Consider the following 24,855-nt stretch of genomic DNA (forward strand, 5'->3'; position numbering starts at 1 on the left):
TCACTCCGCAGACTGTTTTTTAATATGAAAAACCATGAAGCCGATATTAAATTTGGCGGTCACTGAATTCCAATGAAAGGATTACCCCTCAACTTAGGCAGTCAGTCGTTCGATTCCGCCCATGTAAGGACGTAATGCTTCTGGAATGTTCACGCTGCCATCCTCCTGCTGATAATTCTCCAAAATAGCGACCAAAGTACGCCCAACAGCGAGTGCCGAACCATTCAAAGTATGAACAAATTCTGTCTTGCCTTGTGCGTTTCGGAAACGAGCCTGCATACGACGAGCTTGGAATGCGCCCATATTCGAGATGGATGAAATTTCGCGATAGGTGTTTTGCGCTGGCAACCAAACTTCGAGATCGTAAGTCTTCATCGCACCAAAACCCATATCTCCAGTGCACAAGCTCATGACACGATAAGGTAGCCCCAACTTCTGAAGGATCATTTCCGCGTGCTGCACCATTTCCTCTAAAGCTTCAAATGACTTTTCAGGATGCGCAATTTGAACCAATTCAACTTTATCAAACTGGTGTTGGCGGATCATACCGCGCGTGTCACGCCCATAACTACCAGCTTCCGAACGGAAGCAAGGTGTATGTGCAGTCAATTTGAGCGGCAAACTATCCAAGGGCAAAATCTCATCTCGAACCGTATTCGTTAAAGTCACTTCCGCAGTGGGAATCAAATAGAGAGACTCGCCCTCGCCATCCTGCCCACCTTTTTTAACGGCAAATAAATCCTCTTCGAATTTTGGCAATTGTCCGGTCCCACGCATCGAATCAGCATTGACCATGTAGGGGGTGTAATGTTCTGTGTAACCGTTTTCTATCGTTTGCGTATCGAGCATAAATTGCGCCAAGGCGCGATGCAAACGAGCTATTCCGCCCTTGAGAACAGCGAACCGCGAGCCCGTTAATTTCACCGCCACGTCAAATTCCAAACCTAAGGTGGCCCCAACATCGACATGATCTTTGACTGGAAACGCAAATGCAGCTGGTGTGCCGACAGTACGAACAACGACATTTCCAGTTTCATCCGTACCTAGCGGCACTGACTCATCGGGCAGGTTTGGAATAGCCAACATAAATTGGCTCAAGGCTAATTGCAACTCACTGAGTCGTACCTCGGACGCTTTTAATTCATCCGCAATTGCGGCTACTTCCGCCATCACACCCGACGCATCCTCACCTTTCCCTTTCAGCATCCCCACTTGCTTTGACAAGGAATTACGCTTGCCCTGCAACTCTTCCGTGCGCATCTGAATTTGCTTGCGTTCATTTTCCAAGGTGTTGAACGTACTCACATCAAGAATAAATTTGCGGCTAGCCAAACGCGCAGCAACGGCGTCGATGTCTTTGCGGAGTAATTGGATATCAATCATAGTCTTAAATAAAATAAAAAATCATGGTCTGAGAAATACTGTTCACCCGCATAAAACGGAGATTGTAGGCAGAATCACCACTTCCCCAGTTTGGCTAATAAACTTGAAACAGCAAAGACGTATTGTAACAAGCCTCATGCAATTCCTCTATGATTTCCTCACGACCGTACAACCCAACTGGAAGCTGCATTACGGTTTCGCCCCAGACAAAGGACAAGACCAAGATTTTTTTCACTGAGTACATGACTGAGCTCTGTCAATCGCATCACTGCATATAAGCACAATCTGTAGGCACTATCAAAGCCGAAGCATCATAAAAAGTAGAGCTTTTTTACTAATTCAAGTGCTACTTTTCGAAGAAATTCAAAACAAATTCGACTGAATGCTTGTCAAGAACTGGTAAGCCGTGGATAATCCCGACCTCGCATAAAATTACGCAATAAATCATTTCAAATCTCTCGCCCGCAATTGCGGGTTTTTTATTTAAATGATCCAGTGGGTACATGGTGCGCGCTTCGATTCAAACAAAAATCGTAGCGTTTTGCAGACGTGACTCAGCCTGATACTTTTGCTTTTGTTGTTGCCATCCAAATTTGATTGGCATTTCGTTGTCGTACTTAATTTGTTACATGAAAAACAGCTTAACTCCATCTAATTCGCATTCCAGCAATTCCGCAACGTCATCCTCCAGCAAGACGCTCAAATTAGGAAAGCCGCTCACTGCAAGCAAAATTAAAAATACAAATCTGCAGGCAGAAACGCGCACCTTCGAGACACCTGTTTTAATGCAATCTGCTGAACTTGATACAGCCGATCTAGTCAAGACACAAGTGCAATCCGTTACGGTGGTGACGAAACGTCGCTCTCGTCTTGCATTGGTCAATTCTGGTGCAGCCAACGATCAGGACAAAAATGAAGAGTTAGAATCGACTAGCGTCGGAATTCAAGCAAAAGAAAGCGAACCGATTTCTCCTGAGGTAGAGATGGAAAAATCAGTAATGTCCGTCCAAGATATCGCGATTGATGTCAAGCCAACTGATGCAGATATCGAATTTCCGCAAAGAGATGAAGCAACGATTGCTCCACCAACCATCAAAATTCGCAAACGAAAAATCATTGCAAAAGTCGTCGATGATGCGAATGCATTGACAAACGTGCAGGCGGCAAATCTTGAGGCAGTCAACGCGAACGAAAGCATTACCGAGAAGTCAGTGCCAAAGGCCCGTGTCGCCAAAGCCCCGATAGCGGAAGTGCAAAGCGTCAGTTCCCCTTCAGATATTGATACCTCGGCATACGCATTTCCGACTGTGAAGGAAGCGGCACGTCGAGGCCGTAAACCATCGTCCCCACAAATCTACAACGAAGAAATTCACGCATTCAATGCGCTGGAGTCTGCGGAGTTAAAACGCGCTGCAAGAGTCAAAGCCGGCAAAACGTCAGCAGCGACCGCAAGTAAAGAACAACTCGAAGAATATCGTCAACGTCTGACAAAACTCATCCAGCTAGGTAAAGATCGTAGCTACCTAACGCATGCAGAGATCAATGACCACCTGCCGGAAAACGTCGATGATCCTGAATTAATTCAAGGAATTATCAGCACGCTTAACGATGTCGGCATCGCAGTTTACGAACAAGCGCCAGATGCAACCATGCTCCTGCTATCGGACAATGTTGCCACTTCAGTGAGTGATGACGATGCAGAGGCAACCGCCGCTGTTGCATTGTCAACGGTTGATTCCGACTTCGGTCGCACTACCGATCCAGTTCGCATGTACATGCGCGAAATGGGCAGTGCTGAACTTTTGACCCGTAGCGGTGAAATCGAAATTGCAAAACGCATCGAGTCTGGTTTGAAAGACATGCTACAGGCTATTTCCGCTTGCCCATCGGTAATCAAAGAAGTATTAGTGACTGCCGAAAAAGTGCGCAACGATGATGTCATCATCGACGATATTATTGATGGATTTCACGTCCCTGACAGCTTAGATATTCCAGCGCCAACGATACTTGCCAATTCCGAAACTGATGAAGAAGAGGAAGAGGACGACGATGAAGGCGGCAGCGCGGAAAGCAGCAACACACTAAGTGCCGAACAATTGGCGCAAATGAAAGCGACAGCCTTAGAAAAATTCGAAGCGATCAAGAGCAGCTTTGATGATATGTTTGCGCAGATTGAAAAAAATGCCTATCAATCCCCGACTTACCAAGCGGCACAAGAAAATGTCGCGAAGGAGATGGAAAGCATTCGTTTTAGCGTAAAAACGACAGAAAAGTGGTGCGACATTTTGCGTAAGCAAATGACTGAACTGCGTCAAACAGAAAAGCGTATGCTCGAATTGCTGGTTGATCGTTGTGGAATGCCACGCTCATACTTCCTAAGTCATTTTATGGCCAATGCCACTAATCCTGAATGGTTAGAAAATGAGATGGAGTCGCGCGAAGCATATGGAGCGGTTCTCAAGCGCCACATTCACGCTGCGCGCGAATTGCAAGGACGTCTAATTGTGCTCGAACAAGAAGTCAAAGTCCCGCTGAGTGACTTACGAGCGATCCATAAAAAGATGATTTCTGCGGAAAAACGTACGCGCGACGCCAAGGCGGCGATGACGGAAGCGAATTTACGTCTGGTTATTTCTATCGCAAAAAAATACATCAACCGTGGAATGCAATTCCTAGATTTAATCCAAGAAGGCAATATTGGCTTGCTGAAGGCAGTCGATAAATTCGAATATCGACGTGGATATAAATTTTCGACTTACGCGACTTGGTGGATTCGTCAGGCGATTTCTCGTGCTATTGCTGACCAAGCGAGAACAATCCGCGTGCCTGTACACATGATTGAAACGATCAATAAACTCAATCGTATCAAACGCCAATGTTTGCAGCAAAATGGTAGCGAACCTGATCCGGCATTAATTGCCGAAAAGATGGATTTACCCGAAATCAAAGTACGCGAGATTTTAAAAATTGCGAAAGAGCCAGTCTCACTCGACGTGCCGATTGGTGACGATGGCGATTCACAATTGGGCGACTTCATCGAAGACAATGTCACGTTATCCCCGATGCAAGCAGCGATGCAGGCATCAGTTCAAGGCAAATTGAAAGAAATTCTGGATGCTTTAAGCCCGCGAGAAGCCAAAGTCTTGCGTATGCGTTTTGGTCTAGAAATGGCAAGTGATCATACACTAGAAGAAGTGGGCAATCAGTTCGACGTGACGCGCGAAAGAATTCGCCAAATCGAAGCCAAGGCGATGAAAAAATTGCGCCATCCATCGCGTTTGGAACAATTAAAAAGCCTGCTCGAAAATAACTAATCGTGATGCACGATTGCGTTGAAGCCCTAACTTAGCTGCTGATCGGAACCCTCCGATCAGCTTGCTAAATTGGTCAGCGATGAACTGCCAACATCAAGATCAAGCTAAAAAATCCAATGCAAACTGCACTTGCTCCAGGCGCTCTTTCAACGAGCCAGAGACAAGCAAAAAAGGAATGTTAGATTGATCCAAAGAATCGATCACGAGACCGTGAACGATATCGCGAATTTGCGGCGATTCTCTTTGTAACCCATCTGATTCCCAAGGAAAATCTGGTGCCGTCACGATGGTGAATGCATAATCGCTTGCGTGCGAATTGGCCAAGCTTGATAACTCTGGTGGAACCGACTTGAAGTAATGCTGACTATAGATCGCAGTCATCCACGGCGCAGTATCGCAAAACAGCCACAAGTGCGCATCAACCAGACATCGATCTTCATTTTGCCTTTGCGTTTGCGCGATCGTTAACTGCTCATTCTCACTGGGCACTCTTTGTTTTAATTCGACAAACTCTCGTAGGTATTCTGGAATCCAGACCGTTGAATATGCTTGTGCCAGTGCTTCTGCTAATTGCGACTTGCCCGAAGATTCGGCCCCCAATATCGCTATTTTACTAATCAAAGTTGCGTGGTCTGTCGTCATACCATTCCCTGCTTCTTTTCCATGGCCTGCCACACTCTGGCACCAGCAAAGGCGAGCCCGACAAAAATTGCATATAAACCGGCGGTGAGTACCAGGTTCTTATACAAATAGAGCCCGACGTATAGAATATCGACAAGGATCCAAACGTACCAATTTTCGATCTTTTTGCGCGACAACAAAATCTGACCTAGTACACTCCCTGCTGTAAGAAAACCATCCGCTAACGGCACATCCGTATCAGTCGCAACTCGTAAAAAGACAAAGAGGCATGCGAACAAGCCAAACCAACTTAACAGAGAAAATAAAAACCCGCGTGCATCCAAACGACTAACAACGAGTTCCTGTTGGGTGTCACTTGGCTTTAACCACTGCATCCATCCCCACAGGGAAATCAAAATAAAGCAAAACTGCAATCCACTATCACCATACAATTTCGCTTGAAAAAACACGATCCCGTAGAGACCAGAAGAGAGGATGGCAAACAACCATGCCCAGTGATTTTGACGAATGTTCAGCAAAACGGTCACGACGGACAATACAAACGAAACGAGCTCGAGTGGGGTCGTGGTGAGATTCCAAATTAGAGTAAGTGTTTGATTCATTATCGATGTTGACTGAAGGATTAACAGCGCGCGTAACGAATAGTAATCGAAAAAATGCGCATACTAAATGATAGAACATGACAAACTTTACAAAGTTTGACTTTTTGATCATGTCATTTGATATACACTTCGGTCTTTAAATTTTTTGACTGTTTTATTGAGGAATAAATGAAAAAAATCGCACTCGCAATCGCGTTAATTGGCGCAACAACGACCCAAGTTCAAGCGCAAAACCTTGAATTGAATCCGTCTTGGTATATTGCACCGAATCTTAACTACACAAATACGGATAATCGTTTTGGTTTAGATAAAGATGGTCAAGGCTTGGGACTAAAATTCGGTAAAGCCATTAACGAAAATTGGGATTTCCAAATTGGTGGAATTGCAGCACGTACGAAACAATCCGGTCGTACATTGAAACAAAATTTACTCAATGTTGATGGACTTTATTTTTTCAACCGCGAAGCAGTACGTCCCTTCTTATTGATCGGCGCCGGCGCGCAAGAAGATAAATTAAGCGGCACCAATTTGAGCAAGTCAGCAACATCCCCATTCATCGGGATCGGCGCAGGTGTTCAAGCCAATTTAACTGAACAATTGGCATTGCAAGCAGACATCCGTCGTAACAGAGCACAGATTCAAGGCAAAGAATTTAACTTCAACCAGGCTTACACAACCTACTTTACTGTCGGCCTTAACTATTTCTTTGACAAGGTCGCTAAACCAGCTCCGGTTGTGAAAGCTGAACCTGCGCCCGCACCGGCACCGGTTGTTGAACCAACACCCGTCGCTCCGCCACCACCAGCGCCGAAGTTTGAAAAATATACCTTGTCCGCGACCGAATTATTCGCTTTTGACAGTGCTGTACTAGCTGCTGCACAACCTAAACTCGACGAAATTTCAAAATCATTGAAAGATTCACCGAGCGTCAATAACGTGACAATTAGCGGCTTTACTGATCGCCTCGGTTCCGACAAATACAATTTAAAATTGTCTGAAAAACGTGCGAACGCAGTCCGCGACTATTTGATCAACAGCGGAATCGCGGCAAGTCGTTTGAATGCCGTTGGTAAAGGTGAATCGAATCCAGTTGTGACATGCACCAACAAAAAACGCGTAGATCTGATCAAGTGCTTAGAGCCAAATCGTCGCGTTGAAATCGAACAAATGACATTTGAACGTCGCGTAAACTAACGCCACTGACAAAAAAAATGCGCTCCAATGAGCGCATTTTTTATTGTGCCGCTTTCCCCTTCACTCCAGCGCAATAATCTTTCATCTCCGTGGCTTTGGTTAGCCAAGTTAAATCCGCTTTTCGTGCGATCTCTGCATAATCGTTAATGTTGGTCTTTTCCGAAGTCACCTCGACCAGTTGAACAATAAGAATTTTAGCGTCAGGCTTTTTTTTCAACAAATGCCAAGGAGCGCCAGAATCCAACTTGACATGTTCGCCTCCGGCAATGAGCATCGCCGCTTTAGTTTGTAGCATCGCACTCGCCATACTGGCGTCTTTCGCCAATTGTATGTGCAACATAGGCAATAAGGTTTCCCTACTTTGCATGCCACAATGCGACTGATGGATTTGATCTAACAGATAGTCACGCAGAGCGGAAGGAGGATGAATCGCGGTCACAAATCGATCTTTTCCATCGAGCGCCGATTGTCCAGTTTTATATACCTCAGAGATAAACGCGCGATCGATATTTCCAGCAACCAAGGCAGAATAACCCAGCGCGGCATGAAACAAGGGACCATAACTCGCCCAATCCCAACTTCCCTTCTCAGGCCATTTTAGACCGAATCGTAGTTGATCAAGGGAATCGCGCCGGTCACGCTCTGCGATTGCTGCTGTATGGGATTGATCCAACATTTCAAACACCACACCACCTTGCTGCACCGGAAACTCTACCCGAAACCGTTCATGAATCAACCGAAGCTCCAAAGCATGGTGGTCAGGATTGTCGTGCTTCTCTCCCACAAAAACGTATTCAGTCTTACGCACTGTGTCGAAAGCATCTTTTTCGCTCACAATTTCATTTCGAGTATTGAGCACTGTACCAATAAGCGGATGGTCAATCGACTGCTGAAAAGCTTGTGCAGACCAGGAGATCAAGATACCGAAAATAAGAATGACAAGGCGCATAGCAGTGCTTTCGAAAAATTGGAGCGAAAACTATATCGCGCAAGAAGCGATCCCACAAGACAATTCCAATGCTTAACGATGTATTGGCTCAGTCATTTCTTCTTGACGTCGCATTGAACGCTGTGCCTTCTTAACGTAAAAGATATGACTCGACTAGGCAAGCAACTGAAAATAGCAATAGAGCCGTTTGACTCAAGTAGGAAGTGCATTGAATTACACTGCAAGGCAAAGCGAGGGAGCGCGAAGAAGTACCATGAAGTGCTGCCCGGTTTCCCGGGCAGCTAAGGATTCGCTACCTTCATACATATCGGTTGTATGTAAGGCAGTGATAAGAAGTCTATCCGACAAATATGACCCCACTATGACAGTAGTAAGTAGTGTTGATTTAGTTGGTAGAGTTTGTTATAGAACGTCCATCTAAGGCCACTTGGGAGACGCTTAGCCATTCGAGGAAGATGGTAGACGATGTAGTCCATCTGCGGACCGACCGAAACGCACTGTGCATTGATCCGCTTCATTGATTGGTCTTGCAGTCGACTCATTGATCGCGAGCCTAAACCCAGATTAATCACTCAAACGCTCCGGCCTTGGCATGACGGTAGTTTAAGCAAAGAAAATTTCTGCATGAATAGAAAGTACACGTTTGTGATACGACTCTGATAGCAAAGGCGAAGATTTAAACATACGAGTGCGTTGCGTTATGTGCAAACTGGTATCGCAACGCCAACCACAGAAAGTTTCTTTAAATGTTCTGCGTAGGCACGTAAGCGCTCCACCTGCGCGATGACTGTGCCGCGCGTCATCGCTTTGGCGCGTGTGGCCTTTATAAACTCTTCTGATGTAAGACAAAGGCAATTCAAAATCGGTGGAACTCGTTGTGACATCGCATGCTTTTGATTCGGCTTATCGATCCCTACAACTAGTTCACTTGGCCTTTAGGTCTTCATTGATAATAGCTATAACGATCAACAAACGCGCGACGGTGAGACTTGGAGTCGACTAGGTAATGGTCAAGCGTCTGGTCGGAGAGAGTAATTTTTGAGTTGGGTGTCTTTGTGTTTGTTTTTTGCAACGCTAAGCCGACCACTGTCGATTTCGAAAGTGCGTTTGATTTTGAGCAAGTTGCCCAATGAAGATGGAAACCTTATTTGGTGTTTATTTAGTAACTAAGCTAAATCAACGTTGCATTTACCACTATTTTGACGTAGGTTGCTTACACCTTCTGAGTTCGTTGAGCCAAACCGCTCGGAGATTGCTTTATTCTCAGCACTGGATACTCTCTTATTCAGAAGGTCTTTTTTTATTAAATTAGTGTTATTCAAAATCCTGCGCATGAAGATTGCGAGCGTACTGGCTATCAATCACACTGATTTCATCACCAATAAGCGTTTCGGGCGTTTGTCGAAAGGACTCGAAGAAATAGAAAACCTCGAACTTCTTACGACCCCTAGACAGCTAATTTTGCTAGACGTGGTTCAAGAAGTACGAGGTCACAATCAAAAGTGTATTTCAAAATTAAGCATTTGCGCAATCGAATAAAAAAAAGTTTTGAAGAGCATCCTCAACGCGCAAGACCGCATTAAATAAAATCCGCCCCCTACTCGACGAAAAAAACAAGCGAAGAAAAACAAAAAGGGTTACAGACCGAAATCTGCAACCCTTTGTTTTTACTACGCATTCTGTGGGGTGGACGATGGGGCTCGAACCCACGACAACAGGAATCACAATCCTGGACTCTACCAACTGAGCTACGACCACCACTGAAATCACTTCACAACATTGTCATCAAGTGAGCCTCACATTATACGAGAAAATGTCCATTCAAGCAAACATTTTCAGAAATCGGAAAGTTTCACTCATGGCATCCATTTGCTTCGAGCAAAAAAATACCCGCATCGTGATGCGGGCAAATATCCTATAGAGGACAGGATTACAATAAAACACAAACATCCTCAATATAGGTTCTTAATTTATTGCCGTCTGCAAATATTACAAATACTTACGAATTAGATGGACCCGCTCTATTTTGCAAAAATTTTGCGCAATAAGGTCCAGCATATTCAGACTGATTTGCTGTTTGCCACGAGTGACAGAGCCTCTAACAGAATCGCTGGATTGCCCGATGCTAATTTTTTACTGTCCGAGAGAATTTGACGAAATCCGCGTGCGCCAACCAAACCAAAGGTCAGGCCCAACATATGGCGCGTAATACTATTCAGCTTCAATCCTTTTCCATCGTTACCAAATTGCGCTAGTTGGGACTCGATATAAGGCAACATGGCATGTAATACTTCTTCCCTTGATTTAGCGGCACTCAAATCTCCATAGTAACGTGCATCGAAAATGCTCATCAAATAGGGATTGTGGTAGGCCTCCCGCCCCAACATCACACCATCGACGTGCGACAAATGTTCATCGATTTCTGGAATGGTTTTAATTCCACCGTTCACAATAATTTCTAAAGCTGGAAAATCCTTCTTTAAGCGATAAGCATAGTCGTATTTAAGGGGAGGGATTTCGCGGTTTTCTTTGGGTGACAATCCCTTCAGTATCGCGTTACGTGCGTGAACAATAAACACATTACATCCCGCTTGGGCAATTTGCCCAACAAAATCACGCACGAAATCATAAGATTCCACATCATCAATTCCGATTCGATGCTTGACTGTCACATCAATTTCCACGGCATCACGCATTGCCTTCACGCAGTCAGCAACCAATTGCGGTTCTGCCATCAAACAGGCGCCAAACGCCCCTTTTTGTACGCGTTCGGAGGGACAGCCGCAATTCAAGTTAATTTCGTCGTAACCCCATTCTTCACCACGCTTTGCTGCTATCGCGAGATCTTTAGGCTCGCTTCCTCCCAATTGCAACGCGACTGGATGTTCCTCTTGATTGAAATCCAGATGGCGCCCAAGGTCGCCATGAATAATGGCCCCCGTGGTGACCATTTCGGTATACAACCATGTGTGTTTTGTAATTTGTCGATGGAATAAACGACAATGACGATCGGTCCAATCCATCATTGGGGCAACGGACAGGCGGCGAGAAGGTGTTACAGTAGAATTCACGGTCAAATTACGATAGCTCAAACATCCTCTATTGTAACCTTAGTCGCGCTCCAACGCCGAAACGCCAACATATTGCAAATCAATCATCAGGCGAATGTTGATTTTTCCTATCCATTTTTGAAGTACTTTTCCTGGCTCATTTGTTGACCGTATTGCCAACCACGTGATTAAGAGTATTGGAGGATGAATCGCTCCCCCACTCTAACCAATCCTCTCCAAATAATTCAGCGGGATGCGCGGTGCGATCAGCACCATTTCCACATGCCATCGAGTCTGCGGGACAATAGAGATCACATCCCCAACAAATTCTTTCGGGGTGCTTTGGGGCGATAGGAAATTTTTTCGACATAGCATCTTCAATTCGTGTTCAGTCGCAGATGCTAGCAATGATAATGCGCGCAAGAATTCAATTCTCCTTTTCAAATTCAATCAACTTAACCGCCATCAAGGATTCGTCAGAAAAAAATCCATTTCTAATGACGATCGAGACTTTCTCGCTACTATCTCTCGGGCAAAAGCACCCCGTTTATCAGCACGAAACAAGCATATCCAAACTACAGAAAAATTCGCCTAAGAATTCATTCGGCGATTTTGAATCCTAAGTTGAAATTCAAAATCGGAGAAACCCCAATCACTTGCAAGCAGACATCGCATAACAGAGAGGATTCAAAATAGAGTGAGCTATCGCAATTATATAAAACAGATAAGAAAACACTGGGCAGTTTGGATTCCAGCAAAGCAATCCCATCCATTAAAAAACGTGATACGAGCTGGCTTAGGTGCTAGCTGTGCGCTCTTCATGGCAGCAGCGATCAGTCGCCAAGTCTTGGGGACAGAAAATGATCTGCCATCCCTCATCGCGCCCATGGGGGCATCAGCAGTGCTGCTGTTTATCGTCCATTCAAGTCCACTTGCACAACCTTGGCCGATGCTGTTTGGCAATTCGATCTCTGCCGTGATCGGTGTGACTTGTTTGATCTTGTTCGGTTCCAGCGCGAGCACGGCGGCACTTGCTGCAGGGCTGGCGATCATCGGCATGTTGCTGTCAAATAGCCTTCACCCCCCAGGCGGTGCGATCGCACTATTGATTGGACTTGGTGGCTCACACTATTCGACTGAAAAAGCGCACCTTTTTTTACCACTCGTTTTGAGTAATTCACTGTGCTTACTTCTTGCTGCAATCATTTTTCACCGTCTTTCTGGCCAGGATTATCCCCACCAAAGAGCGGAGAAACAAAATCTCCATTTGACCAAAGATCTACTCCCAGGACAACGCTTAGATGTTCAACCACAGGATATCGATGCTGTCATTGATGAACACGGAAAAGGCTTAGACATTAGTCGTACCGACCTCGAGTTTCTTTTTGCGCAAATGGAAATGCGCGTGTATCGCCGACATCATCAAGATGTCCGCTGTGAGGACGTGATGTCAAAAAATCTGATTTGCATTCAATACGAGACACCGATTTCTGAAATTTGGCAACTTCTTCGTCTACATAAAATCAAAACGCTACCCGTGCTCAATGGCGATGGCGAATTAATCGGTTTGGTGACCCTGATTGATTTTCTAAAATTCGTCAATCTCGATGCGCTCGACGAATTCGACGTCCAATTGCAGCAAGTAATTGATTGGATGAATTCGTGGAAAGGTCGACGGGACCTGCTTGCTGGGCATATTATGAATACCAGCATCAAATCAGTTCTCGCCACATCCTCTGTGATAGAGTTGGTGCCGATGCTTTCTGATGAAGGTTTGCATCAAATCCCTATCGTCGACCACGATAAGAAACTGGTTGGGATGCTGACACAATCTGATTTAATTGCAATACTCTTTCGCTTAGGTTTGGATGCAAGCAGCAAGAAACATGCAATCCAATAAGCGACGATGTTCGGTTTCGCCTGTGACTCAAGAAATCCACGCATTCGATTATTTTTTCGAAAGAAGATCAGGACACCCCATCGATCACGTCGATTTGGATTATGCTTAGATTTCTGCAATCTACTGCGTTTTTGTCCTATTGTCGCGCTTACTTTATGGAATGAATCATGAACACCGAGCATTTTTGGATGCCTTTCACGGCAAATCGTCAATTCAAACAAAAACCGCGCTTGCTCGAAAGTGCAAATGGTATGCACTACACATCCAGCGATGGTCGAAAAATTTTAGATGGCACCGCGGGATTGTGGTGTGTGAATGCAGTTCATAACCATCCAAAGATTGTTGCCGCAATTGAAAAGCAAGCGAGAACCATGGATTACGCTCCTTGCTTTCAGATGGGGCACCCGCTCGCATTCGAAGCCGCCAGCAAACTCGCCGCCATGGCTCCATCTGGGTTAAATCGAGTTTTCTTTTGCAATGATGGCTCCGAGGGTGTTGATACCGCACTCAAAATTGCCTTGGCATACCATAAGATTCGAGGAGACGCTGGTCGCTATCGACTGATTGGACGTGAACGTGGCTATCACGGTGTAGGTTTTGGTGGCATTTCCGTCGGTGGAATTGCGGGAAATAGAAAACAATTTGGCGCTGCACTAGCCGGTGTTGATCATCTCCCTCATCCTTTGAACATCGAAAAGAATGGATTTAGCAAGGGACTCCCAGAACACGGAGTGGAACTTGCTGACGCACTGGAGCAGAGACTGCTCGCACTGCACGATCCCAGCACGGTTGCGGCGGTGATCGTCGAACCGATCCAAGGCTCGACAGGTGTGATCTTGCCTCCCCCAGGTTACCTAAAAAAACTAAGAGAAACCTGTAGCAAATACGGCATCCTATTAATTTTCGATGAAGTCATCACTGGTTTTGGTCGCTTAGGGAGTCCTTTTGCTGCTGACTATTTTGGCGTGGTTCCGGACATGATCGTTTGTGCCAAAGGTTTAACCAATGCTGCGGTCCCAATGGGAGCTGTGATTGCTAGCGAAAGCATCTATAACACTTTTATGCAAGCTAGCCCAGAAAATCAAATTGAATTATTTCATGGCTACACGTACTCCGCTCATCCTTTGGCATGCGCGGCTGCAATCGCAACTCTCGATGTTTATGTGGAAGAAAATCTATTCGACAGAGCCGCAAAGCTATCTGATTTTTTCGAACAATCCGCCCATCAGCTACGCGATCTACCGAATGTCAAAGACATTCGTAATCTCGGCTTGGTTTGCGGAATAGAGTTGCACGGGCAAAGTCATAAAACTTGCACCCGAGCTTACGAAATATTTGAAAAGTGCTTCTGGGAGAAAGATGTTTTAATTCGAACAACTGGCGACATCATTGCATTGTCGCCGCCGCTCATCATTAACGAAGAACAGATTGCTCAACTCTTTGGCAGAATTGGCGAAGCGATCCAAGAGCAAGCAAAATCTTAAGTGAAAACGCCATGTTGCAGGAAACAACATGGCGTCCAGATCGATTGAAGGTTCAGCTCACTTGAATGCTAGATTGACTGCTGGATTCCATGCACACGCACTCAAAGCATACGAGCCAATAGAGCTTTGTCATACTTTGCGTCTAATGGAATACGTACTTTGTGACCTGCACCGCCAATGACATCAATTGATTCGTCATGCTTATTTCGAATTTGCGCTAAATCGACAATCTCATTCCCACTAGGATGAATAATTTCAATTTTGTCGCCAACGGAGAAGCGGTTTTTCACTTCAACTTCAGCCCACCCATCGGACACTGACAAGACGTTGCCAACATATTGGCTGCGATGCGCTTTCGAGACGCCTTCCATATAGTTTTGATGATCTTGGGTGTGATGACGTTGGTAGAAACCATCGGTGTAACCACGGTTTGCCAACCCATCCAATTCACCCAATAAACGTTCGTTAAACGGACGTCCAGCAACTGCATCATCAATCGCGCGACGGTATGCTTGCGCGGTACGAACCACGTAATAAAGCGACTTAGTACGACCTTCGACTTTTAAAGAATCCACACCAATTTTGGTTAAACGCTCGATATGTTCAATTGCGCGTAGATCTTTCGAATTCATGATGTAAGTACCATGCTCATCTTCCAAGATAGGCATAAAACTACCCGGGCGCCCTGCCTCTTCGATTAAATAGGGACGATCAGCAAGTGGATGGCGCTGCATATCGCCCATCGCAGAAAATGACTGATTCGCGTCTTCTAAAGCTTTGTTGAAATCGAATTTAATCGTCTCGACTGGAATGCGTTGCAAATCGCCGGTCTCGTTCTCCGTCGCATTTTCAACTTTGTAATCCCAACGACATGAATTGGTGCAAGTACCTTGGTTTGGATCGCGATGGTTGAAGTAGCCAGACAATAAACAACGACCAGAGTAAGCGATACACAAAGCGCCATGGACGAATACTTCCAATTCCATTTCTGGACAACGCTGCTTGATTTCTTCAATCTCGTCTAAAGATAATTCGCGCGATAAGATCACGCGCGTTAAACCCATTTTTTGCCAGAACTTGACGTCGGCCCAATTCACCGCATTCGCTTGCACGGACAAATGCACGTTCACTTCTGGCCATTTTTCACGCACCATCATGATCAAACCTGGGTCCGCCATAATCAAAGCATCAGGCTTCATGGCGATCACGGGTTCCATATCATTCAGATAGGTTTTTAGTTTGGAGTTGTGCGGAAAAATATTGCTCGCCACAAAGAAAGACTTACCACGTGCATGCGCACCTTCGATGCCTTGCTGCAAAATATCCAGCGTCGAGAACTCATTATTTCGCGCACGCAAACTGTAACGGGGTTGACCTGCATACACCGCATCTGCGCCAAAATCAAAGGCGGCATGCATTTTCTCTAAAGAGCCGGCAGGCAACAAAAGTTCTGGCGATTTGAGTAAACTAGAGGAATTCGACATAGCAACACCATTTAAAAACAGCGACTTTCTAGATCAAGCAGTCGCGAAAGATTAATAAAAAATTTTGAGGTCAGGCGAGTTCAAACGCGCTAACGTGAAGAAGTTTGATTTCTCCACTTATCTTCACGAAACGCCATGACCTCATTAAAGATCAAAGCGCCAAGAACGATACTGCCACCGAGTAGCGTTGCCCTAGCGGGCTCCTCACCGATCGCCAGCCAAACCCAAAATGGTCCCAATACGACTTCTAACAGAGACAGTAAAGAAATCTCTGGTGCGCTCAAGCCTTTTGCCGCATGTACCATGATCATACAAGGCAAGCCCAATTGAAATACGCCCAAAGTCGCTAAAATCAAGATGTCATGATTCGATGCGGAAAATGGCCAAGCAAACGGCAGCATCAATAAGGCAGAAATCACTCCACCGACAAGCACCGCCGGAATCAAGTCAACGTGCTGCCCGCCTTTCTTCAGAATGATCACATTCGCGGCAACTGCAAAGGGCACACACAAAGCCAACACCACACCGATCAAGCCACGACCGTCGAGTTTGGAGAAGCCATCGACAAACATCCACAACATCCCAGCGAAAGCGACCAAAATTGCTAGCCATGTCCGATTTGGAATCTTTTCCGCCAAAAAAATCCAAGCAAAAATCGCTGTCAGCAAAGGCGCAAAACTTTCGACAATCAAAGCATTTGCTACGGTCGTCATCGTCAATGCCAGCATGAAACAAGTGAACATTGCTGCCCACATAAATCCCGATGCTAATCCATAAGGTCCGAGATGAATTAGCTTTTTTCCGAGCTGTGACTTATGTTGCCAAGCCAATACCGCGAATACAAAAATCGCTGCAAAAAAACTGCGCCAAAAGCTCACTTCAAATCCACGTGCTGACTCTAAGTGACGTGACAAAACACCGGCAGTGCTCCACATCGTCGGTGCAATGATCATCAAAAGTAAAGCTGTTTTGTGGCTAGGTTGGCGCACGCAAATACTCCAAAATAGAAAGCAGAAACCCGCTTGATGAAGGATCAAGCGGGCTTCTTATTACTTTACGTAAATCAAACAATTTTATTGCTGACTTACGCCAAAGCGACAATATGACTGAGGATTACGCCCTCAAATTCCTATTACGCTTCGCGAGATGCCTTCTTACGCTCGTGTTCTTTCAAGAAACGCTTGCGCAAACGAATGCTCTTCGGTGTGACTTCGACCAATTCATCATCTTCAATGAACTCAACTGCGTATTCCAAACTCATTTGAATTGGTGGTACCAAACGTACCGCTTCATCCGTACCAGAAGAACGAACGTTGGTTAATTGCTTACCTTTGATCGGGTTCACAACCAAGTCGTTGTCACGTGAATGGATACCGATAATCATGCCTTCGTAGACTGGATCGTTATGCACCACAAACATGCGGCCGCGATCTTGTAATTTCCAAATTGCGTAAGCAACAGCAGCGCCGTCATCTTGAGAAATCAAGACACCGTTACGACGACCAGCCAACTCCCCTTTAGAATTATCCACTGGAGCGTATTCATCAAATACGTGACTCATCAAACCGGTACCGCGTGTCAACGTCATGAATTCGCCTTGGAAGCCGATCAAGCCACGCGCGGGAATACGGTATTCCAAACGTACGCGACCTTTGCCGTCCGGTTCCATGTTTTGCAAGTCACCACGACGACGACCGAGTTCTTCCATCACGCCGCCTTGGTTAGTCTCTTCCACGTCAACGGTTAAGTTTTCATACGGCTCATGGCGCACGCCATCAATCATTTTGAAAACTACGCGTGGACGGGAAACTGCCAATTCGAAACCTTCACGACGCATATTTTCGATCAAGATCGTCAAATGCAATTCACCGCGTCCTGAAACTTCGTATGTGGAGTCATCGCCTTCAGCTTGCACAACGCGCAAAGCCATGTTGGATTTCAATTCACGTTCCAAACGATCACGGATTTGACGTGTTGTCACAAATTTACCTTCGCGACCAGCCAATGGTGAGCTGTTAACCATGAAGTTCATCGTCAAGGTTGGTTCGTCGATCTTCAGCATTGGCAAGCCTTCCGGTGTATCCGGTGCGCAAATGGTGGAGCCGATACTGATTTCCTCAATACCGTTGATCAACACGATATCGCCAGCCAAAGCCTCGTCGACTTGAACGCGATCCAAACCTTTGAATGTCAATACTTGATTGATACGTGCTTTTGTTGGCTTGTCTTCCGGTCCATTCATCCAGACGACATCTTGGCCACCACGAACACGGCCACGCAAAATACGACCGACGCCGATCTTACCGACGTAAGAAGAGTATTCAAGAGAAGTGATTTGCAATTGCAATGGACCATTTGGATCATCTTCACGCGCTGGAACGTGTTTCAAAATCGCGTCAAATAACGGTTCCATATTACCTTCACGCACTGTGTCTTCGAGACCAGCGTAGCCTTTAAAACCAGAAGCGTAAACGATAGGAAAATCTAATTGCTCATCCGTCGCGCCGAGTTTGTCGAACAACTCAAATGTCGCATTCACTGCTTTTTGCGGATCCGCATTTTCACGGTCAATCTTGTTCACAACCACGATAGGTTTCAAACCTAAAGCCAAGGCTTTACGTGTCACGAAGCGAGTTTGCGGCATTGGACCTTCTTGCGCATCCACCAACAACAAAACGCTGTCAACCATAGACAAAACGCGTTCCACTTCACCGCCGAAGTCAGCATGACCTGGGGTGTCAACGATGTTGATATGTGTGCCTTTGTATTCAACAGCACAGTTTTTGGAAAGAATCGTAATACCGCGCTCTTTCTCAATATCGTTGGAGTCCATAACGCGATTATCAACTTGTTGATTATCACGGAAAGTGCCAGATTGACGCAGTAATTGATCCACCAGCGTTGTTTTGCCGTGGTCAACGTGAGCGATAATGGCGATGTTGCGAATAGCGCGAATATTGTCGGTCATGATTGTGTTTATTTAGAGGTAATTCGGATAACCCACGATTATAGCATGTTGCAACGCAAAACTACCGCCTTGATTACAAACATTGCAGATATTTTCGTCATTATTTCAAAGACTTACTACGTATTGATGACAAAAAAGTGAATTCTTGGCATGCCAAGCAATATGGCGGCAAGGCCAAGTCACGCATCATCACATGCAAAAATATGAAGAATGGGCTCTTGAAATATCAAGTCGACACCACATTTGATGTTCACTTTGTACGATTCATTGACTCTATCAATTCCTAAAATTCTTAAATATCGAGGAAAGCATGTCAGAAAAACAAACCCTAGGATTTCAAGCTGAAGTTTCACAGTTACTCCAATTGATGATTCATTCTTTATATTCAAATAAAGAAATTTTCTTAAGAGAGCTTATTTCCAATGCTTCGGATGCATCCGATAAATTGCGTTTCGAGGCGATTAACGATGCCAGCTTATTCGAAAACGACTCCGAATTAAAAATCAAAGTCAGCTTCGATAAAGCAGCGCGCACCATCACCATTGCAGACAACGGGATTGGTATGACGCGTGACGACGCAATCAATCATTTGGGTACGATTGCGAAATCTGGCACCAAAGAATTTTTTGCCAAACTCTCAGGCGACCAACAAAAAGACGCCGCCATGATTGGCCAATTTGGCGTTGGATTCTATTCTGGCTTTATCGTGGCCGATAAGATGACCGTTGAGTCCCGTCGCGCTGGCACGGCTGCGAGCGAAGGCGTACGCTGGGAATCTACAGGAGCAGGCGATTTTAGCGTCGAACAAATTACGAAAGAAGATAGAGGGACTGCCATCACCTTGCATTTGCGTGAAGGCGAAGATGACTTCCTGTCGTCTTGGAAACTAAAATCCATTATTCGCACCTACTCAGATCACATCTCTTTGCCTATCTTGATGCAAAAAGAAGAATGGGATGATGAGAAAAAAGAACAAGTATTAAAAGACGAGCTTGAAACTGTCAATCAAGCAAGTGCTTTGTGGGCGCGTAGCAAGTCTGAGATCACACCTGAACAATACACAGAATTCTACAAACATATCTCACATGACTACACCGCACCACTGACGCATACACACAATCGCGTCGAGGGTCGTAGCGAATACACGCAGTTGCTGTACATTCCAAGTCGTGCACCATTTGATATGTGGGATCGCAATAAACGTGGCGGCATCAAGCTCTATGTTAAGCGCGTCTTCATCATGGACGATGCTGAACAATTGATGCCAGTCTATTTGCGCTTCGTCAAAGGCATTATTGACTCCAACGATTTACCATTGAATGTCTCTCGTGAAATTTTGCAAGAGTCGCGCGATATCAAGGCGATTCGTGAAGGTTCGACCAAACGTGTACTCGGCATGTTGGAAGATTTAGCGAATGCGGAAGGCGATGAAGGCGAAAGCGAAAAAGAAAAATTTGCGAGCTTCTGGAAAGAATTCGGTCAGGTATTAAAAGAAGGTATCGGTGAAGATGCGGCGAATAAGGATCGCATTGCTGCCCTGCTCCGTTTTGCATCGACGCATAACGATAGCGATGCACAAAATGTGTCATTCGCTGACTATTTAGCGCGAGCTAAAGAAGGCCAAGACAAAATTTACTACGTCACTGCCGACACCTACGCTGCAGCGAAAAACAGTCCACATCTAGAAATCTTCCGCAAGAAAGGCGTCGAAGTCTTATTGCTGACAGATCGCGTCGATGAATGGATGTTGTCTTTCTTAACTGCATTCGAAGGCAAAGATTTGGTCTCCGTCGCCAAAGGCGATTTGGATTTAGGCAAATTGGAAGACGAAGCTGAGAAAAAACAGCATGAAGAAACCGAAACCCAATTCAAAGACTTAGTTGAAAAAATGAAGACGGCCTTGGCGGATAAAGCCAAAGACGTTCGCATCACTTTCCGTTTGACGGATTCACCTGCCTGTTTAGTTGCGGATGAAAATGAACTGTCAGGCAATTTAGTTAGAATGTTGAAAGCCGCTGGTCAAGCAGCACCTGAATCCAAGCCGATCTTGGAAGTGAATCCAGATCATCCATTGGTGCAACGCTTGAAATACGAAGAAGCCAAATTCAATGACTGGTCGCACATCTTGTTTGATCAGGCGGCTTTGGCTGAAGGAGGCACACTTGAAGATCCAAGTGCATTTGTTAAACGTTTGAATGAAATGCTCTTGAATGTGAGTAAATAGCAGAGTGGTATTCTTTAGAGAATTTAAGATAACTGATAGCTAATAAAGAAAAAAACCGGAAGACGATTCCGGTTTTTTTCATTGTCATTGCGTAGAAATAGAAATGATCGGAGGTCGATCATTCAGTTGTCGCGTGAGACTTTAGTGGGTGACGCGAGTTGTGCGTCGATCAGACAATAATCGCACGCGTTCACCTGGACGAAAACTTTCGTCCGCATCTTGCGTAATCGCTTTCAGTTCACCGCTATCAAGACGCACGGTAATTTCCAAACCTCTGCGCGTATTTGCGTTTGATTCGACGTTATTTCCGATAATCCCACCAACCACAGCGCCAACAATACCAGTCGCTGTCGATCCACGCCCACCACCTACGCTTGATCCTGCCAGGCCGCCAAGCGCTGCACCTGTCAGGGTTCCAACCCCACTTCTACCACCGTCGATTGTCACTTCACGTACAGAATCAACGACCCCCATACGGACCGACATTTCATTTTGAGTCTGGTAGGGTCGGTACACACTTCCTGAAGTATGGGTTGATACACAGGCACTCAAAGAAGCTGCAGAGACGACGGCGGCAGCGATACAAATGAATTTCTTCAAGATAAGCTCCTCATTAAAAATCTAGTTGTCAACAAAAAAAACGAATGGACTCACACCTGTCAATATACAACGTTCCTATTCGGGATTCGTTGACATTTTACAGATTCTTACGCTTGACCAGATTCACAACGTTTTTTACAAGTACGGTTTCGCTGACTTTAAAGAACCAACAAAGAACACGATTCAAATATCAACACACCTCAGAACATAGGGTTTAGAATCAATATTTACATAAAGTTTACCAGTTTCCTAAAAATTACCTTTCTTCATGCTAATTAAACGAAAATCTATCGAAGCAGAATCAAATTATCGTTCTGGACCCAGTGCCGCAAAAACGCGGGAAAAAAAACGAAAAGCAGTATTTGCACCGATTACGCTCTCAGAACACGATGGTGTTCGCTATCTCCATTTCGGAACAGAATGGATACAGGGCGCCATGCGACTCAGAAAGCCCGATTGGCTAGAGCTCGAATACGCGCAACAAATGATGGCTTGGATGCTATTTAAAGAAAATCCTAAAGAAATTTTACAACTTGGATTGGGTACAGGAGCACTGACCAAATTTTGCTATCAGTATTTTCCCGCATCGAAAGTCACCGCGATTGAACTGAATCCTGCTGTCATCACGATTTGCGAAAGTATGTTTAAGCTTCCAGCAAATAATGAACGACTACAGGTGATCGAGATGGATGCGATGGACTTCGTCAATGACGAAGCACAACAGCATCGATTTGACGCAATGCAAGTCGATTTGTACGATGCAACCGCCAAAGGTCCAGTTTTAGATAGTGCAGAATTCTACCAAGCATGCTTTGATTGCCTAAGCGACGATGGAATATTAACTGTCAATTTGTTCGGCGATCACCCAAGTTTCAATAAGAATATTAAAGCCCTTCGATATGTTTTTGGAACAGTTCTTTGCCTGCCTGAGGTGCATGAAGGCAATGTTGTCGCCATCGCGTTTAAGCCACGACTAAAACTCGATTTAGATTATCTTTATGCTAGGGCCAAGGTAATTCAGGAAGAAACGAAATTGCCCGCAAAACAGTGGGTTGATGGTCTCGCAGAGACGCAAAGATAATTAACCTTCAAACAGAATTACCTGGGCGATTTTTCGACAAATTTACTTAAGTAATCAAACGACGAATATGAATAGCGCAATGAAAAGCCTTAGCATGCAACAAATTTTTACTTGGCTAATGGAAGATGGGATTGTTAAGAAAGAAGACGCAAAGACAGCCTTCAACCATGCACGCGGCATACTTAAGAATGGCGCGGAAAATATGCACCCATTCACTGCGATCGCTCAAGCAAAATTATATTCGGCGTTGCGACCTCAACAATTATTAACTTTGGACTGGTTGACGGAGTGGGCTGCCCGCAAATCTGGATTGCCATTTTTCCGCATTGATCCGCTCAAAATTGACTTTACCAAAGTCTCTGATGTGATGTCGTCAACCTATGCGACACGCTTCAATATTCTGCCAGTCGATGCCAATGCGGATACCGTCACGATCGCGACGACTGATCCCTATAACAACGCAGCTTGGTTGGATGAAATTTCACGCATTAGTAAGAAAGAGATTAAATTAGTTCTCGCCAATCCTTTGGACGTTGCGCAATATACCGCACAATTTTTCTCATTAGCGAAGTCGATTAAAGACGCACGTAAATCGAACGGCAACGATATCGCGTTGCGAAATAATTTCGAGCAACTTGTCGAGCTTGGAAAATCCAATAAGCAAGTCGATGCCAACGATCAACACATTATCAATATCGTCGATTGGCTTTGGCAATTCGCATTTGAACAGCGCGCTTCAGACATCCACTTAGAACCTAAACGCGATATCGCTGTCATTCGTTTTAGGATAGATGGAGTCTTACATCAAGTTTACCAAGTTCCTGCCATTGTGATGATTGCAATGACAGCGCGGATCAAGTTACTAGGACGGATGGACGTGATTGAAAAACGCAGGCCACAGGATGGTCGAGTGAAAACACGTACGTCAGATGGACAAGAAGTTGAATTGCGCTTGTCGACCTTGCCAACGGCGTTTGGAGAGAAACTGGTCATGCGTATTTTCGACCCTGAGGTAGTGGTCAAGACACTGCCGGAATTGGGCTTTCCTCAAAATGATGCGCTGCGTTGGGATGAGCTCACTAAAAAACCGCATGGAATTATCTTGGTCACCGGCCCTACTGGCTCTGGCAAAACTACTACTTTGTACACAACCTTAAAAGCGCTTGCGACTCCCGATGTCAATGTCTGCACCGTTGAAGATCCCATCGAAATGGTAGAAGGTTCATTCAACCAGATGCAGGTACAGTCAAATATTGATCTGTCTTTCGCCGATGGAATTCGGGCACTGATGCGACAAGATCCTGACATTATCATGGTTGGTGAGATCCGCGACTTGGCCACCGCTGAAATGGCGATTCAAGCCGCGCTTACTGGCCATCTCGTTTTATCAACCCTACACACCAATGATGCGCCCTCCGCCATTATGCGTCTGCTACAACTGGGCGTACCTTACTACTTACTTGAAGCGACCATCATCGGCATTCTGGCTCAACGCTTGGTGCGCACACTTTGCCCACATTGCAAAGCCAGTGATGGTGAAATTGCTGATCCGGTTTGGGCTGCCTTGGTTGAGGAATGGGGAATCGACAAACCAAAAACGGTTTATCGTCCGATCGGTTGCCTCGAATGTCGACAAACTGGTTATAAAGGCCGTACGGGGATCTACGAATTGCTGACAGTAACCCAAACTTTTAGTAAGTTAATTCAAAACGATTCTGATATCCACGAGCTACGCGACCAAGCAATCAAAGATGAAATGAAGCCGCTCCGTATTGCTGGCGCCCAAAAAATTATCGATGGCGTCACGACGGCGGATGAGGTACTCAAAGTCACATCCGCGTTGTTTTGATCATAGGCTCAAACTATTGACATGTAAAAACAGGCTGTTTTTTTTCATCGCTGTTGAGTGGAGAACAAAACACCTTGCGATATATGGATGATTTGCCCACCAGATGTTTCCTTAAGCCAACCTTTATGTTA

Annotated in this window: 18 protein-coding genes and 1 tRNA gene; 7 read left to right on the top strand and 12 right to left on the bottom strand. The window is 45.3% G+C overall.

Annotated elements, in window-relative coordinates; translation table 11 throughout:
* Positions 1–93: 93 nt before the first annotated feature.
* Entirely contained in the window at positions 94–1,383 is a 1,290-nt protein-coding gene (gene serS / locus KDM90_RS01475) for a serine--tRNA ligase (RefSeq protein WP_212673832.1), read from the bottom strand.
* A gap of 629 nt (positions 1,384–2,012) precedes the next feature.
* Here serS and rpoD point away from each other — a divergent pair.
* A complete protein-coding gene (gene rpoD / locus KDM90_RS01480) occupies positions 2,013–4,697 on the top strand; it encodes an RNA polymerase sigma factor RpoD (RefSeq protein ID WP_329605279.1) in 2,685 nt (894 codons plus the stop codon).
* Between the two features lie 99 nt (positions 4,698–4,796).
* Here the strand turns inward: rpoD and KDM90_RS01485 are convergent, their stop codons facing one another.
* Together KDM90_RS01485 and pnuC are read right to left on the bottom strand one after the other, a co-directional pair.
* Complete coding sequence (locus KDM90_RS01485) at positions 4,797–5,339, bottom strand: AAA family ATPase (protein ID WP_212673833.1); 543 nt, start codon at positions 5,337–5,339, stop codon at positions 4,797–4,799.
* Positions 5,336–5,941, bottom strand: coding sequence for a nicotinamide riboside transporter PnuC (pnuC, locus tag KDM90_RS01490; protein ID WP_212673834.1), 606 nt, complete (start codon positions 5,939–5,941; stop codon positions 5,336–5,338). Before pnuC ends, KDM90_RS01485 begins: the two co-directional genes overlap by 4 nt.
* Before the next feature lie 168 nt (positions 5,942–6,109).
* Here pnuC and KDM90_RS01495 point away from each other — a divergent pair, with 168 nt between their 5' ends.
* The gene (locus tag KDM90_RS01495) at positions 6,110–7,135 is read left to right on the top strand and encodes an OmpA family protein (protein ID WP_212673835.1); all 1,026 of its coding nucleotides are present in this window, start codon (positions 6,110–6,112) and stop codon (positions 7,133–7,135) included.
* A gap of 40 nt (positions 7,136–7,175) precedes the next feature.
* Here KDM90_RS01495 and KDM90_RS01500 read toward each other — a convergent pair whose 3' ends face one another.
* The 5 genes from KDM90_RS01500 to KDM90_RS01520 form a co-directional block, all read right to left on the bottom strand.
* Complete coding sequence (locus KDM90_RS01500; protein WP_212673836.1) at positions 7,176–8,084, bottom strand: ChaN family lipoprotein; 909 nt, start codon at positions 8,082–8,084, stop codon at positions 7,176–7,178.
* Positions 8,085–8,782: 698 nt separating this feature from the next.
* Entirely contained in the window at positions 8,783–8,968 is a 186-nt protein-coding gene (locus KDM90_RS01505) for a hypothetical protein (protein ID WP_212673837.1), read from the bottom strand.
* Positions 8,969–9,766: 798 nt separating this feature from the next.
* Positions 9,767–9,842, bottom strand: a tRNA-His gene (locus KDM90_RS01510).
* Between the two features lie 302 nt (positions 9,843–10,144).
* Entirely contained in the window at positions 10,145–11,161 is a 1,017-nt protein-coding gene (gene dusA / locus KDM90_RS01515) for a tRNA dihydrouridine(20/20a) synthase DusA (protein ID WP_268977729.1), read from the bottom strand.
* A gap of 130 nt (positions 11,162–11,291) precedes the next feature.
* A complete protein-coding gene (locus tag KDM90_RS01520; protein WP_212673838.1) occupies positions 11,292–11,504 on the bottom strand; it encodes a DUF3079 domain-containing protein in 213 nt (70 codons plus the stop codon).
* Between the two features lie 327 nt (positions 11,505–11,831).
* Between KDM90_RS01520 and KDM90_RS01525 the strand changes: the two genes are divergently transcribed.
* Together KDM90_RS01525 and aptA are read left to right on the top strand one after the other, a co-directional pair.
* Positions 11,832–13,034, top strand: coding sequence for an HPP family protein (locus KDM90_RS01525; RefSeq protein WP_438947420.1), 1,203 nt, complete (start codon positions 11,832–11,834; stop codon positions 13,032–13,034).
* Positions 13,035–13,201: 167 nt separating this feature from the next.
* Positions 13,202–14,518, top strand: a complete 1,317-nt coding sequence (gene aptA, locus KDM90_RS01530) for an omega-aminotransferase AptA (RefSeq protein ID WP_212673840.1) — start codon at positions 13,202–13,204, stop codon at positions 14,516–14,518.
* Between the two features lie 101 nt (positions 14,519–14,619).
* On the opposite strand, the gene trhP is transcribed toward aptA, so the two are convergent.
* From trhP to typA, 3 genes are all read right to left on the bottom strand, one after another.
* A complete protein-coding gene (gene trhP, locus KDM90_RS01535) occupies positions 14,620–16,002 on the bottom strand; it encodes a prephenate-dependent tRNA uridine(34) hydroxylase TrhP (RefSeq protein WP_212673841.1) in 1,383 nt (460 codons plus the stop codon).
* A gap of 89 nt (positions 16,003–16,091) precedes the next feature.
* Positions 16,092–16,991: a DMT family transporter gene (locus KDM90_RS01540; protein ID WP_329605280.1), complete on the bottom strand. Its 900-nt coding sequence runs from the start codon at positions 16,989–16,991 to the stop codon at positions 16,092–16,094.
* Positions 16,992–17,134: 143 nt separating this feature from the next.
* Complete coding sequence (gene typA / locus KDM90_RS01545) at positions 17,135–18,970, bottom strand: translational GTPase TypA (protein ID WP_212673842.1); 1,836 nt, start codon at positions 18,968–18,970, stop codon at positions 17,135–17,137.
* 310 nt (positions 18,971–19,280) lie between these two features.
* On the opposite strand from typA, the gene htpG reads away from it, so the two are divergent.
* Positions 19,281–21,194 (top strand): molecular chaperone HtpG, encoded by a 1,914-nt coding sequence (gene htpG / locus KDM90_RS01550; protein ID WP_212673843.1) that lies wholly within the window; start codon positions 19,281–19,283, stop codon positions 21,192–21,194.
* Between the two features lie 141 nt (positions 21,195–21,335).
* Here htpG and KDM90_RS01555 read toward each other — a convergent pair whose 3' ends face one another.
* The gene (locus KDM90_RS01555) at positions 21,336–21,794 is read right to left on the bottom strand and encodes an outer membrane lipoprotein (protein WP_438947421.1); all 459 of its coding nucleotides are present in this window, start codon (positions 21,792–21,794) and stop codon (positions 21,336–21,338) included.
* Between the two features lie 268 nt (positions 21,795–22,062).
* Between KDM90_RS01555 and KDM90_RS01560 the strand changes: the two genes are divergently transcribed.
* Both KDM90_RS01560 and tfpB read left to right on the top strand, forming a co-directional pair.
* The gene (locus tag KDM90_RS01560) at positions 22,063–22,875 is read left to right on the top strand and encodes a spermine/spermidine synthase domain-containing protein (RefSeq protein WP_212673844.1); all 813 of its coding nucleotides are present in this window, start codon (positions 22,063–22,065) and stop codon (positions 22,873–22,875) included.
* A 67-nt stretch (positions 22,876–22,942) separates the two neighbouring features.
* Positions 22,943–24,724 carry a type IV pilus assembly ATPase TfpB gene (tfpB, locus tag KDM90_RS01565; RefSeq protein ID WP_212673845.1) on the top strand — a complete coding sequence of 594 codons (1,782 nt, stop codon included), beginning with the start codon at positions 22,943–22,945 and terminating at the stop codon, positions 24,722–24,724.
* Positions 24,725–24,855 lie beyond the last annotated feature (131 nt).

It is taken from the genome of Affinundibacterium fentianense (genome assembly GCF_018139545.1).
Classification (GTDB): domain Bacteria; phylum Pseudomonadota; class Gammaproteobacteria; order Burkholderiales; family Burkholderiaceae_D; genus Undibacterium; species Undibacterium fentianense.

What these genes read in the sequence shown, in the direction of transcription:
- serS (WP_212673832.1), bottom strand. Translation starts at nt 1,383, where the DNA reads ATGATTGATATCCAATTACTCCGCAAAGACATCGACGCCGTTGCTGCG.
- rpoD (WP_329605279.1), top strand. Translation starts at nt 2,013, where the DNA reads ATGAAAAACAGCTTAACTCCATCTAATTCGCATTCCAGCAATTCCGCA.
- KDM90_RS01485 (WP_212673833.1), bottom strand. Translation starts at nt 5,339, where the DNA reads ATGACGACAGACCACGCAACTTTGATTAGTAAAATAGCGATATTGGGG.
- pnuC (WP_212673834.1), bottom strand. Translation starts at nt 5,941, where the DNA reads ATGAATCAAACACTTACTCTAATTTGGAATCTCACCACGACCCCACTC.
- KDM90_RS01495 (WP_212673835.1), top strand. Translation starts at nt 6,110, where the DNA reads ATGAAAAAAATCGCACTCGCAATCGCGTTAATTGGCGCAACAACGACC.
- KDM90_RS01500 (WP_212673836.1), bottom strand. Translation starts at nt 8,084, where the DNA reads ATGCGCCTTGTCATTCTTATTTTCGGTATCTTGATCTCCTGGTCTGCA.
- KDM90_RS01505 (WP_212673837.1), bottom strand. Translation starts at nt 8,968, where the DNA reads ATGTCACAACGAGTTCCACCGATTTTGAATTGCCTTTGTCTTACATCA.
- KDM90_RS01520 (WP_212673838.1), bottom strand. Translation starts at nt 11,504, where the DNA reads ATGTCGAAAAAATTTCCTATCGCCCCAAAGCACCCCGAAAGAATTTGT.
- aptA (WP_212673840.1), top strand. Translation starts at nt 13,202, where the DNA reads ATGAACACCGAGCATTTTTGGATGCCTTTCACGGCAAATCGTCAATTC.
- trhP (WP_212673841.1), bottom strand. Translation starts at nt 16,002, where the DNA reads ATGTCGAATTCCTCTAGTTTACTCAAATCGCCAGAACTTTTGTTGCCT.
- typA (WP_212673842.1), bottom strand. Translation starts at nt 18,970, where the DNA reads ATGACCGACAATATTCGCGCTATTCGCAACATCGCCATTATCGCTCAC.
- htpG (WP_212673843.1), top strand. Translation starts at nt 19,281, where the DNA reads ATGTCAGAAAAACAAACCCTAGGATTTCAAGCTGAAGTTTCACAGTTA.
- KDM90_RS01560 (WP_212673844.1), top strand. Translation starts at nt 22,063, where the DNA reads ATGCTAATTAAACGAAAATCTATCGAAGCAGAATCAAATTATCGTTCT.
- tfpB (WP_212673845.1), top strand. Translation starts at nt 22,943, where the DNA reads ATGAATAGCGCAATGAAAAGCCTTAGCATGCAACAAATTTTTACTTGG.